13 protein-coding genes, 1 pseudogene and 1 riboswitch are annotated in these 12,789 nt (G+C 43.0%); of the genes and pseudogenes, 1 reads left to right on the forward strand and 13 read right to left on the reverse strand.

Annotation, left to right across the window (positions count from 1 at the left end; translation table 11 throughout):
* Nucleotides 1-36 precede the first annotated feature (36 nt).
* Genes HLI_RS08480 through HLI_RS08540 form a run of 13 tightly spaced genes read right to left on the reverse strand, consistent with a single transcriptional unit; the run spans nt 37 to nt 11,061 of the window.
* Complete coding sequence (locus HLI_RS08480; protein WP_128524591.1) at nt 37-753, reverse strand: ATPase; 717 nt, start codon at nt 751-753, stop codon at nt 37-39.
* Nucleotides 750-1,229, reverse strand: a complete 480-nt coding sequence (locus HLI_RS08485) for an ECF transporter S component (RefSeq protein ID WP_128524592.1) — start codon at nt 1,227-1,229, stop codon at nt 750-752. Before HLI_RS08485 ends, HLI_RS08480 begins: the two co-directional genes overlap by 4 nt.
* Nucleotides 1,226-1,816, reverse strand: a complete 591-nt coding sequence (locus HLI_RS08490) for a cob(I)yrinic acid a,c-diamide adenosyltransferase (protein WP_128524593.1) — start codon at nt 1,814-1,816, stop codon at nt 1,226-1,228. Before HLI_RS08490 ends, HLI_RS08485 begins: the two co-directional genes overlap by 4 nt.
* A gap of 16 nt (nt 1,817-1,832) precedes the next feature.
* Nucleotides 1,833-2,231: a bifunctional adenosylcobinamide kinase/adenosylcobinamide-phosphate guanylyltransferase gene (locus tag HLI_RS08495; RefSeq protein WP_164908523.1), complete on the reverse strand. Its 399-nt coding sequence runs from the start codon at nt 2,229-2,231 to the stop codon at nt 1,833-1,835.
* Entirely contained in the window at nt 2,183-2,803 is a 621-nt protein-coding gene (locus tag HLI_RS08500; RefSeq protein ID WP_128524595.1) for a histidine phosphatase family protein, read from the reverse strand. The genes HLI_RS08495 and HLI_RS08500 overlap by 49 nt, the downstream gene beginning before the upstream one ends.
* Nucleotides 2,761-3,555 carry an adenosylcobinamide-GDP ribazoletransferase gene (locus tag HLI_RS08505; protein WP_128524596.1) on the reverse strand — a complete coding sequence of 265 codons (795 nt, stop codon included), beginning with the start codon at nt 3,553-3,555 and terminating at the stop codon, nt 2,761-2,763. The genes HLI_RS08500 and HLI_RS08505 overlap by 43 nt, the downstream gene beginning before the upstream one ends.
* Nucleotides 3,552-5,021, reverse strand: a complete 1,470-nt coding sequence (locus HLI_RS08510; RefSeq protein WP_128524597.1) for a cobyric acid synthase — start codon at nt 5,019-5,021, stop codon at nt 3,552-3,554. Before HLI_RS08510 ends, HLI_RS08505 begins: the two co-directional genes overlap by 4 nt.
* The gene (locus HLI_RS08515; protein ID WP_128524598.1) at nt 5,018-5,560 is read right to left on the reverse strand and encodes a bifunctional adenosylcobinamide kinase/adenosylcobinamide-phosphate guanylyltransferase; all 543 of its coding nucleotides are present in this window, start codon (nt 5,558-5,560) and stop codon (nt 5,018-5,020) included. The genes HLI_RS08510 and HLI_RS08515 overlap by 4 nt, the downstream gene beginning before the upstream one ends.
* Nucleotides 5,548-6,633, reverse strand: a complete 1,086-nt coding sequence (cobD, locus tag HLI_RS08520; protein ID WP_128524599.1) for a threonine-phosphate decarboxylase CobD — start codon at nt 6,631-6,633, stop codon at nt 5,548-5,550. Before cobD ends, HLI_RS08515 begins: the two co-directional genes overlap by 13 nt.
* Complete coding sequence (gene cbiB / locus HLI_RS08525) at nt 6,599-7,570, reverse strand: adenosylcobinamide-phosphate synthase CbiB (RefSeq protein ID WP_206659647.1); 972 nt, start codon at nt 7,568-7,570, stop codon at nt 6,599-6,601. Before cbiB ends, cobD begins: the two co-directional genes overlap by 35 nt.
* Nucleotides 7,570-9,036 (reverse strand): adenosylcobinamide amidohydrolase, encoded by a 1,467-nt coding sequence (locus HLI_RS08530; RefSeq protein WP_128524601.1) that lies wholly within the window; start codon nt 9,034-9,036, stop codon nt 7,570-7,572. The genes cbiB and HLI_RS08530 overlap by 1 nt, the downstream gene beginning before the upstream one ends.
* Nucleotides 9,033-10,097 (reverse strand): FecCD family ABC transporter permease, encoded by a 1,065-nt coding sequence (locus tag HLI_RS08535; RefSeq protein ID WP_241655959.1) that lies wholly within the window; start codon nt 10,095-10,097, stop codon nt 9,033-9,035. The genes HLI_RS08530 and HLI_RS08535 overlap by 4 nt, the downstream gene beginning before the upstream one ends.
* Complete coding sequence (locus tag HLI_RS08540; RefSeq protein ID WP_241655960.1) at nt 10,060-11,061, reverse strand: ABC transporter substrate-binding protein; 1,002 nt, start codon at nt 11,059-11,061, stop codon at nt 10,060-10,062. The genes HLI_RS08535 and HLI_RS08540 overlap by 38 nt, the downstream gene beginning before the upstream one ends.
* A gap of 133 nt (nt 11,062-11,194) precedes the next feature.
* A riboswitch (cobalamin riboswitch) is annotated at nt 11,195-11,384 on the reverse strand.
* Between the two features lie 331 nt (nt 11,385-11,715).
* Between HLI_RS08540 and HLI_RS21985 the strand changes: the two are divergent.
* Nucleotides 11,716-11,867: pseudogene (locus HLI_RS21985) on the forward strand (putative PEP-binding protein); the annotation flags it as partial.
* Nucleotides 11,868-12,789 lie beyond the last annotated feature (922 nt).

A 12,789-nucleotide genomic window follows, 5' to 3' on the forward strand; every position in this document is an offset into this window, starting at 1 on the left:
CTTTATTCAACACCCAATCTTCAGACTTGTTTTTTACTACAAAGTAGTTAAGGAATGAAAAAGATCTCCTGTCAATGTCCGAATGTCTGCTTCCTTACCCTCTTCATAGGTAATAATAAAGCATGTGGAAGGACCAGCTGGTTTATGTAGATCTATATCACAATTCGACTGAATTGATGTAGAAAGACCATTGATTTGAAGCAACATTCTTATTTCCTTTTCAATCCCTTTTGAACCAACCGGCAAGACTTCATAGACACCATTATGGTGCACCACCTGTTCGAACGTAGACAACGGTACCATACGCTCTTGATGTGCAATTACCTCTTCTCCTACAAGGGGTTCCCCAATCACCGCGAACCTTGCGCCCTCAGGGGTCTTCCTGTCCTTTATTTTTCGCTTTTCTACTCTTCCGATAATGGATAAACCAAAAGCCGACTGAGATAATGGGAAGTTGGATTCGGTACTCCCTGTAATTGGTACATCAAACCCCAGCGAATTCAACTGCTTCTTAATGGTTTGAACCCATTCTTCCCAGACGTATTCATCTGAAAAATTATATAAGACCACCGTTAATGGTTGAGCACCAACAGCTCGATTTTCCATGAAGGCGACACGGAATAATGACTCTGCTACTAAACTGTAAGGAGCCCGGATTTGATCGCCCTCTTTCTCCCCGATGTTAGCCGCATTATCTGAGCTAATTACGAGATCATAAGTCTTATCAACAGAAACATAACAGACGTCTCTCACGGCTTCGCCACCTCTTTAGTAGATCTAATCAACATGCTGAGTTTTGGAACGACAACCATAACCAGAATTAAGTTTATCAGCGATCCAATTAGAAGCGCTGGAACTAGAGTATAGTAAAAAGGTGCACTCATCAAAAAGTAAAAAGGAAGAGGCAGCAAGAGGCTGTTTCCCACCCAGAAGAAAATCAATCCGATCCATTTCTGAATTGAGTAAAGATAAGAGAAACCAGCGTAAAGAAGCGCCATTCCCCCGGCAATTAAAAGGTGGAAAATCCCCAGTGGGAAACCGCCTGTTAAGGCAGACATAAAATGTCCAAGGCCTCCAACTACGGCTCCCCCTAATGGCCCTAAGATGATGGATGCAGCCAAGGCAGGCGCAGCATCGAGGGCAACACTTCCAAGGCCGACAGGGATTTTGATAAAGCTTCCGACTGCTGAAAGAGAGATAAACAAAGCCAAAAGTACAAAACGCTTCATCGCTTATCCTTTTTCTTTGTTTTACCGCGGAAAACTTCTTCACTTCGTATGTATTCTACATCAGAATGGCCATTGACATAATTGATATAGCGGCTCACAGCGAAGAAGTAATCGGATAGTCGATTTAAATACCTTAAACATACTTCAGGTGCCTCTTCTATTTTTTTCAAAGTAACAACAAGACGTTCCGCTCTCCTTGTAACGGTTCGCGCAATATGGATGGTCGCTGCGGCCTCGGATCCTCCTGGAAGAATGAATCGCTTTAATTCAGGCGTTTCTTTAATATAAGCATCCATTCGTTCTTCTAGCCATAGAATGCTTTTCTCCTCTAGTTTAAGCTTCCTGTTCGATTTTTTATTGGCTAAATCCCCACCGCAGTCAAAAAGTTCATGCTGAATTCGCTCCAGTTCTTGATCCAATTGCTTCAATTTTTCGTTTGACAGGTTTAACTCTGTCCGGGCTTTTCCGACAAAACTATTTGCTTCATCAACCGTGCCATACGCTTCAACACGAACATCATCTTTGTCTACACGGCCACCGATCACACTCGTCTGTCCCTTATCTCCCGTTTTTGTATAAAGTCTCATTACGTATTCCTCCCTGTTATTTTAATTTTTCGCCTAACCCAAACCAAATGAGATAAGCATTATCTGCCTGCTTCATCACCGTTTGGAATAGAAATCCCGTTCGATCACGCCACTCCCGATCTGATCGTTCAAGAGGAACAATCCCCTTTGTTGTATCACTTCCGATCAAGACTGCCAGACGACCACCTTCTCCTTTTTCCCAATGCAAAATCTCTTCCAATTCCTCTATAGCACTGGCTACCTCATTTTCTTTTACCATATATTCTATATTCTCTACTACTAGTATGCTTGCCCCTGGAATGGGGATTTTTTCATTAGCTAAATCTATCCATGTCACTTCATTCTCTCTTTCAAGAAGTTTCTCTCTTACCCATTCACTTTTACCGTTATAAGCTCCGCCTGTAACAAAGTCCATGTTTGATCCCTCCCTTGTTTCATCTGAAGATGGTAGCCCCCTCCAGGATGAGCGTTCCATTTCCAGATAGGTTTTGAGTCCCCATAGAGCCAACGCATAAGCTCTCGTATTACCCCTCCATGGGTGATGACAGCTATGTTTTTCCGATCTTGATGCTCCTCCAGTTCGGAGAAAAAACGAAAGAGCCAATGTTCTACCCTTGACTGGAACACTTGATAACGCTCTCCTCTTGGAGGTGCCGTCGAAGCAGGTTCTGATACCCACTTCCGATATAAAGCATTGTTCTTTAAGTCTTCGTAAGTGTGCTTTTCCCAATCCCCAAAGTGGATTTCACGCAGCAATTGCGTTCTCCTTGCTTTCTTCTCAGGAAAAAGTTGGGCTGCCGTGTCGACACATCTGACTAAATCGCTTGTCCACACCATATCAACGTTAGGGATGAGGGAACGAGTGATGTGTAAAGCTTCCACCCCATCCGGGTGAAGAGGAAGATCACTCCATCCGATATACTGTTTTCTTATATTTCCTTCTGTCAGCCCATGACGAATAAGGTAGAAATCCACAACACGATCCATAAAAAGGTTTCGCCTCCTTCTACTGTTGCTCCAAGTACATCTCCAGTCATTCCGCCAAATGACTGGAGGGCTATTGAACGACTCATTGTATAAAGGCCTGCTGCAGCCAGAAATAAGAAGGCAAGCATATACAGAAGGTCCGTGTCAATCAGGACTGCTACAGCTCCCAAAACAATGAAGTTACCTAAATTTGCCCAGAGCACACCTACTGAATAAGCTGAGGCAAACCAATGACTCAGCCCTTTTTCTTTTGCTAAGGGTGTCCAGGCAAAATGAAATACAAGCACCAGCCGGGATAGAAACGGGACGGCAAGCACTCCGAACGCAAACGTGAAAAAGGAAACAATCAGTGTCTCATGAATAAAGATAAATCGGAGGAACAGAAGGCCTATGACAGAAATAACCCCAAACGCGCCTGTCCGAGGATCTTCCATAATAGCAAGCCGCTTTTCTTTTGGTTGATAGGAAAAATACGCATCGCTCGTATCCATCCATCCATCTAAATGAATTCCTCCGCTTCCGATAATGGAGAATGCCATAGTGAGCCCCGCTGCACCAAACGTAGACATTAGCGTATAATCAAGGAAAATCCAGGCTGACATAAGAGGGAAAACACCTATCATTATACCCACCCACGGCAAGCTGATGATCGCTCCTCTCAGCTGCTTTTTTTCCATAGGAATTTCCCGTTTGACTGGGAATACCGAGAAGAATTGAATAGCTAGAATCAATCCCTGTATATATAGTTTCATTTTGGAAATTCCTCATTATTAACGAGGGAAAAGATAGTATCTGTGTCTACTTCGCTCTCAAACATTTCAGCCAGCTGATCATATGGATCCTTTTTTGGCAATGCAGCAGCGGGTATGGGAAGGTCTTTTTTGATTCTTATTCGGTTCAGCCATTCTTTTCGAAATTGTTCATTGTGAAAGACATGATGGAGGTGAGTTCCAATGATCCTCCCACCGTCAAGAACAGCTCCTTCCTCTTCATTTTCAAGATAAAACAAAGGGATAAGGTCTCCCTTCTCACTCTTCATGTCACCATGATGAATTTCATACCCTTCTACTTTACTAGACGGGAAGCCGCTCCTTGAATGAACAGTACCTTTGATTCGCCGAGTCTTCTTCGCCTCTTGAAAAATAGTGGTGATAGGAAATATCCCCATACCACTCATCACCTTATCTCCTTCTATAAATTGTTCGGTGAGCACTTGATATCCTCCACAAATCCCCGCAACCGTTCCGCCTTCGCGAATATAGGCGAGAAGCTTCTCTTCAATTCCGCGATTCCTTATTTCCTCTAAATCATCTACCGTACTCCTCGTGCCTGGCAGGATCACAGCATCTGGTCTACCTAATTCTTCTTTTCGAGAAACATAACGGATGCTTACATCTTCCTCCTGATAAAACGGGTCGACATCTGTAAAGTTTGATAGATACGGAAATACAACAACAGCAATGTCTAAGGGGTTGGCTGCTGAAGAAACTTTGTTTTCCCTGATGGACAACGAATCCTCCGCCTCAATTTCATGATCGGTATAGGGAAGAACACCGAGTACGGGGATCCCTGTGTACCGCTCTAGCCAGTCAACACCATCGTTAAACAACTCGGGATCCCCGCGGAATTTATTAATTATAATCCCTTTTACTCTCCTTCGATCAGCTTCCGGTAAGAGCTGAAGAGTCCCGACAATTGATGCAAATACGCCACCTCGATCGATATCTGCAACAAGAATGACAGGCATATCAGCGATATCTGCCACAGCCATGTTCACAAGCTCCCGATCATTCAAGTTAACTTCAACCGGACTCCCTGCTCCTTCGATGACGATAAAGTCAAAGTGTTTTTCTAATTGGGCAAGACTTTCTTCGATGACCTTTTTTCCTGCCTCATAGAAATACGTCCGGTATTCTTTTCCTGAACACGATTCTACTGATTTTCCAAGGCAAATGACTTCTGATGTCTGATCATTTTTCGGTTTTAACAGAATGGGATTCATTTCGGGCAAGGCGATCGTTTTACAAGCTTCCGCCTGTACCCCCTGCGCCCGTCCGATTTCTGTTCCAGCTTCTGTTACGTACGAGTTGTTGGACATGTTCTGGGACTTGAATGGAGCGACACGATATCCTTGATTCGTCAGCCAGCGGCAGATGGCCGTAACGACTAAACTTTTCCCGACATTGGATGCCGTTCCCTGGACCATGATTCCTTTCATAGAATTCTTCCTTTCTTGATTTGCGGATAGCTAAACTCCATCTTCACAGCACGATCGGCTTTTTTCACGAGTTGTTGATGAAGCTTCCCTATTAACTGCAGAAATTCTTGAATCGCTGGTTCAAATTTCATTGCATCCGAGAACAGATCATTTGATACTAAGATAAGATGTTCAGTACTCTGCATCATTTTCTCGACCTCTGTCACCATTCGTGTAACCAGTTCATCCATCGTTTCCGATTCTATTTTCTCCATCCATTCGTTGGCTGTCCATGTCGTGACACAATCAAGCAAAACTGTTCCCCTTTGCTGAAGTTTGATAGAGGATGGACGAGTAGGACGCTCAAAAACGATCCATTGCTGCGGAGCCTCTTTTCGTGCCTTCTTATGCTTTATAATCCGTTCATTCATTTCTTCATCTGTATTGACGCTCGTAGCTATGTAGTAAAGAGAGTCGGTCTGGGAATGGGAATGGGCAGCAAGCTTTTCTGCATATGTACTTTTTCCGCTTCGTACGCCGCCGATGATCAGGGTAAGCATAGAGAACTCCACCTTTCGAGAGAGGATAAGAGGCGTTCATTCTCCTCTGTTCGTTTAATCGCTAACCGCACAAACCTTCCATCAAGAGAGGGAAAATTATAGGTATGCCTTACGATGACCCCATTCTTCAGCAAAAACTCAATCATCTGCTTCGTATCTTCATGAAAGGGATCCTTCATTAAAAAGTAATTGGTTTGGGTCCTCATAGGCTGGTACCCCAGCTCTTTAAGCTTCAGAAAAAGAGATTGCTTCTCAACAGAAATCGCTTCTGCAGTCTGTTGTCGGAAACCAGAGGCATCTAAACAATACAATCCCGCCTCTTCAGCAAATGCATTGACACTCCAAGTTGGCTGGTACGTTTTCATCTGTTTGATCAGGGAGGGATTCCCCAGCACATATCCGAGTCGCAAACCAGGAATAGCAAACATTTTCGTCAGTGATCGAAGGAGAATGACATTTGAGTTTTCCAAAACACTCGGAGAATAGAACGATTCATCTATCACAAAGTCGTGGAATGCTTCATCTATCAATACGACGATTCCTTTTTGTTCACATCGGCAGATCAGATCCCGTAAGACGAGTGGATGGTACATGGCTCCTGTCGGATTATTTGGATGACATAGAAAGAGGACGTCAATCTTCTCCAGATAGGATTCATAATCCGATTGGTGTAAGGCAAACTGATACTGCTCTTCTAACATGATCGGATAAATCGTGCATCCGTAGGCTTGACACGCCTTTTGGTACTCAGAAAATGTCGGCTGGACAACCCCTATATGCTTGCCTTGCCATAATTGAGCAAATAGATATATCAGTTCGGATGCACCATTGCCTAGCAACACGTTGTCTAACGATACCTCATGGTGTTCGGCTAGTCTTTGATGCAAGCGCTCACTGTCTGGGTCAGGGTAACTATGAATTTTTCCGAGAATTTTTTCTAAATGGGATATTAATCCCTCCGGCGAACCAAATGGATTGGTATTTACGCTGAAATCAAGCAATGACGTTGGTGGTTCCGCATTCATTTTATTATAAAGTTTAGTTGGATTCGCTCCATGTGATGGCCAATTCAATTCCGATTCCTCCTAACCATAGTAATAACATCCACATCCAGACCGTAATAGCTAAAAGATGGTTCACCTGTTCGATATGATAAGCAGCTGGGGATCTCAAGGCTTTTCCAATCTTCGGTCGTTCTGATTTTTCGCCAAAATAATAATTTATCCCCCCTAATTGCACCCCCAGAAGTAAAGCAGTCGCCGCTTCTCCCCAACCGCTGTTTGGGCTTGGATGACGCCGCGCCTGCACGGGAAGTTCCTGAAACAGCTTCTGTTTTTCTTTTATAGAAAAAGATGAAAAAAGAATCATCACAAAAGCAGTTAGCCGACTTGGAATCAAGTTAAAAAGATCATCCAATTTGGCAGAGACAAACCCAAAATCCTTAAAACGCTCATTTCTGTAGCCCACCATGGAGTCACAGGTGTTGATTGCGCGATAGGCAATGGCAAGAGGGGCTCCTCCGATCAGGGCATAAAATAGCGGGGCTGTTACCCCATCGCTAATGTTCTCTGCCACTGTTTCTACTGTCCCTCTTACAATCTGAGGCTCTTCTAAATGATCGGTGTCACGCCCGACGATATAGGATAAATACTTTCTCGCTCTCGGAAGGTCCCCTTTCTTTAATGGACGATACACTTCCATTGCAGCTTGACGAAGTCCTTTTTCAGCAATGGTCGTCCAAATGAGTACAGCTTCCAATCCAATTGCTGCATAGTGATTCCAATCGAATAACTGCTCAACCATCACAAAACTACTGAAAAAACAGATTCCGATGACGAGAACAGCCATAAATCCACCTTTGACTATTCTGCCTCCCCCTTGGTTCCAAACTTTTTCTAAATACGATATCAGCTTCCCCATTCCTATGACTGGGTGAGGTATTCCTTTTGGATCACCAAACAATCGATCTAATCCATATGCAAGCGTAATGGCAATCAAGTGAGATAGCATCAGGCCTCACCTCGTCGTTTTAAATAGCGTTCAATCGCAAGCTTTGTCGTGTCAAACACAGCCCTGCCTATCACCCTTCCTAAAGGGGAAATGGAACCACCATATTCTAGTCTCTTACCTTGCTGGGTGCTTCCGATTAATGTACTGTCCGTCGATGTTCCGGTCGCAAGCGTCCCAGATACATCATCCCGAATATTAAGCTCCACCATTGCTTTCACCTTAGCCTCTGTTGCTGTCATCACCGATTGCACGTAAGCCTGCTCTGACAAATCACCATCTACGAAAATCCACGTGTTGATCGTTCCTGGTACAGCTTGTTGAATATGCTGATTTGCGTGGATCACATCTACGGCATTGCTTGTACCTGCTGTCACTACTACGAGCACTCGGAATCCGTCACCCTCTATGACTTTATCACAGACATCTTCGACCATCGCTGCGGTCATCATTCCTAGCGTCTCATATGTCTGATAGCCTTGTTCATCCGCATAATCTTCGAGGTACGCAACAGGATTTTCACAATTAAATGACTGGTCGACATGAAGATTGATAAAATGGCGGTACCATCCGAATCCTGGGTGCAATACTGCAGAAGAATAACATTTCAAGGGTGATGGACTATGGTAATAAACTCGATCAGAACAGATATCAAGATAGTTGGGGTCTACACTTACTTTTTCTATGTTACCTGTATAAGAAGGTACGACATTCGTGAGAGGTTTAGAGAAATAAGGGTGAGCATGAACGTTAATGCTCGACTGGTAAACTTCAGATAACTTAGTCCCCTCCAATACTTTTTCCGGGGTATGGAATGCTCTTACTCGCCCCTCTTCTAAAAGCAGGAGTCGATCACAATACAGGCTGGCCAGATTCAAGTCGTGGAAAATCGCAATGACTGTCAGGCTTTCTTGAATGGACATCTCCTTTAACGCGTCTAACATGTTTTTTTGATAACTGAAATCCAAATGATTGGTCGGCTCGTCCAATAACAGGATTTGAGGCTGTTGAGCCAGCGCCTGGGCCAGGAATACTCGCTGTCGTTCCCCGCCACTCAAAGATAGCAGTAATTTATTACGAAATCGCTTTATACCTGTTTGCTCCATTACTTTATCTACAATGTTGTAATCCTCAACCTTCCAATGTTTAAATAGCCCTTTCTGATAAGGGTACCGCCCCATTAATACCGTCTGCTCGACACTGAAGGAAAAGGATAGTTGATGATGTTGCGGGAGTACGGCCATTTCCCTGGCCATTTCCTTAGATGTCAAAGCATCTGCCGCACGTCCATCAATGAGAATTTCCCCACGTACTTTAGAAAGAGTTTGATTTAAAGCTTTTAAAAGAGTTGTTTTCCCGCTCCCATTAGGACCGATGATGCCCAATACTTCTCCTTTTTGAACCAAAAAGGAAACATCACGTAAAATATCTTTTTCATAGCCCGCGTAAAGATGATTGACCTCAATCATTCCGATTGTCCTCCTCTCCGTCGTCTAACTAAAATAAAGGCAAACATCGGGGCTCCAATTAAGGCTGTCACAACTCCTATCGGCATTTCCGATGGAGATATGATCGTACGAGCAAATAGATCAGCCAAGATTAAAAAGGTACTGCCGTTTAAGATACAAAGTGGAATCAAATGACGATGGTCACTTCCGAAAAGTTTCCGACAAATATGAGGAATAACGAGTCCGACAAATCCTATTGTTCCGGAAACTGCGACTGCTGCCCCTGTTAAAATCGATGCACCGATTAATACCATATACTTCTGACGTTCTACATTGACACCTAACTGCTTGGCGCGTTCTTCTCCAAATGTCATCGCATTCAATTCTTGCCCTGTTACCATCAGAAGAAGGACTCCCACCACGAAGAATGGAAGCATCAGATAAACATAGTCCCATCCGCGCATTCCCACACTTCCTAAAAGCCAGTTCACAATTTGCCGGAGCTCTTCTCCCGTCAGTGAAATCATTAACGAGATCAGTGACCCTAAGAAGGAACTGAAGATGATCCCGGTTAAAATAATCGTCGTCATTGACATGGAACGGTCGACTAATCTAGTAAAGCTGACGACAAGAACAATCGTTGCTATCGCAGCTAAAATGCTTACAGCCGGCAAGGTAAATCCGCCTGCAAAGGGAAGAGTGATTCCTAAAAACAGCACAGCCACAGCTCCGACTGAGGCACCGGAAGAAACTCCTAGTGTATAAGGATCAGCGAGTGGGTTTTTCAACAGTCCTTGAAAGACTGCACCTGCTAAGGCCAATGCCCCGCCAACAAGCGCAGCCAGGATCACTCTAGGCAGTCGGATATTAAGAATGATCGCTTTCTGCATGTCATCGATGCCTTCTGTCATATGTAAAAAAGGAAGCAATTGTTCACCTATAATGCGAGCAATAACCTCAAATGAGATCGATACGCTTCCTATCGATGTTCCTAGAAACATACAAAACACTAAAACTAATAAGCTAGCACTATATTGAAACGATTTATTCACTGAAAACTTCTGGATAGATAGCTTCTCCAAGTTCCCTTACCCCTTTAACTAAACGAGGCCCCGGACGTGTGACAAGATCCGAATGGACATCATAGACCTGCTCTTTTTCAACAGCTGGAACAGAACCCCATCCATCACGACTCAACACCTTTTTCTTCGAGTTCTCTGTATAATAGCCATACGTTGTAATAATAACTTCTGGCTGTAATTCAACAATCGCCTCGTTATTCATTTTGAACCAATCTTCTTGGTCACCGACTACGTTATCCGCGTTGATGGCTTGAAGCATTCCATTTAGGAACGTTCCTTTTCCGCCACTATAGATTTCAGGGGCTGGTGCCACTTCGATAAATACGTTCTTCTTGTCTTCTTCAGCTATTCCGCTGGCCTTTTCTTTGATCACTTCTAAGTCTTCTTTCATACCAGTCACGATTTCTTCAGCTTTGTCAGAGGTTCCAGTAATACTCCCTATTGTTTGTATACTCTCGTACACTGCATCAAAAGACGTCGCATCCTGGACAACGAACACCTTCACTCCAGTATTACGAAGCTGCTTTAAAGCTTGTTCCGAGTTATGCGCACCTGACGCATGAGCCAACACTAAATCAGGTTTTAACGAGAGAATCTTCTCCACATTTAAATCCTGCCCGCCAATCTTTTCTTTTTCCGTCACCTCATCGGGATAATTCGCAAAATCACTTACCCCGACTACTTCTTCAGCCAATCCTAATGTGAAAAGGATCTCCCCATTACTCGGTATGGTGCTGATTATTTTCTCGGGTTCTTCCTCAAATGTCACTTCATGATTCAATGCATCTGTTACGGTTAATGGATAAGATGTATCTGTTTCTTCTCCGCTATTTGTCTGTTCTTCTGTTTTTTCTTGAGAGTTATCACTCGTCGAGCTTGCTTCTTCATTCCCCCCAGAGGCACAGCCGGCTAATAATCCTATAACCAGAAATAAGGGTAATAATTTCTTCCAAATTCGGTTCAAAATTAACTCCTCCTTTTGTCTTTTGCACACAAAAAAACACATCTTTTGATAAAAAGATGTGCACTATCAGGAGCTCACTACCTACAAAGGGGCTCCTAATCTTCTCGACACACCTCCCTATCCGCGTAGGTTAAATTGGTGTAAAAAGCAGGTAGGTCTCCTGACTTCAGATTATCGCTTCCTTGCCCCTTCCCATGCTTGATAAGCACAGTGGACCAGCAAAGTTACTCCCTGTCACAGTGGCGGGACCGTGTTGGATTTGCACCAACTTCCCTTTTAAGCCATTGAAATAATAAAACGGCGCCTACTTTTCCAATATGTAATTACTTTTTCATTGTAAACGATATTGACCGAAATTGCTCACTTTTTCAACTAAATGGGGAAAGGTTCCACTTAATAAAAGTATGCACCTCTAAAATTAGCCTCCTCAAGCTAAAGACTTGATTCATAATAAATTATTCCCTTCTGCCAACTCCAAATTTTTATGGATTTGGCTACACTTGTTTTTTCTCTGCCTTTCATAATCCCTTAATACTTTTAAAGCCGGTTTTCTTTTAAAAAAAGATAGCCGCCATATTCAACCAACCCACCAAACCCTAAATCCCCCCATTACCCAAGCGATTGTCACTGAATTCTACTATAGAAAACAAAAAACAAAGTGGGGTGAAACTGGGAAGAGAAACAAAACCTACTCTCAAAACAGAATCTGTGGAGAGCATGGCGGAGAAAAAGAATCAATCCAGTTCTGTTTTGAATCAGGTATGGATTATGTAAGCTGCTCCCCTTTCCGTGTTCCTTATTTGTAGTTTCAATAACTGCTTCTATGGTTCGATTTTTACCCACGGATTTCCATAAAAAAGAATAAGCCTCTCAAAAGTTCTGTGAACTAATGAAAGGCTAACTATTATATTTATTTTTCCTTTTTGAATGACAAGAAGTATGTCAATCAGGGTTTAAACAGGTAACAAACCCATTCATATCAGGTCTTTGGGCGTTATCACATCATGCCGCCCATTCACTCGGCTAATTAAAAGGACAATAATTAGACCGACAGAATCTTGTTATACCAAGGTTTCCATCGCAAAGTTAATTTATAAACCACAATGAGTTTTAATACTTTATGAACAGTATCCAGTCATAATCCAGTCACCAAAAACATTACATAGATTTGAAACAATGGCTTTTTTACCGTTTGTACTAATGCATTTTTAAAATGTTTTGGTTCACAAACTAGAAGTAGCTACTAACGTCTGGAACTCTAGTTTTTTATGTCTATTCCATCACTTTCCCATTCATCCGTTCAACCCATTGATGGAGAAGGTTATTATACTTGGCCAAATTTTTGCGGATTTTAATGGCCACTTCTTCCTTTTAGGTATGGACGGTCAAATTACGATCATTGACCATTTCCAAAGCTAGAACGGCATCCTCATCCTCCAACAAGTGGCTGTTTACAAAATAATAAAAAGTTGTTTAACAACTGTTTATTGTTTGGAATAAAGGAGTTTAACGGTAGTGGATATACTTTGGTTGTGATTTTATATTAATTCAAAAGGAGCAATTAAAATGAACAATATCTTATTTATGCCTTTATTGTCCATTCCCTCTGGGCATCATGACGCTGCGGCCATGCTCGACGACGTCCCCAGCGCGTTCCCGGCGGGGAAATTCACGGTTGTGATGGGTTCGGGCAAGTCGACGATGACAATATGTAGTAATCAGGTTTGG

It is taken from the genome of Halobacillus litoralis, assembly GCF_004101865.1.
GTDB lineage: Bacteria > Bacillota > Bacilli > Bacillales > Halobacillaceae > Halobacillus > Halobacillus litoralis_A.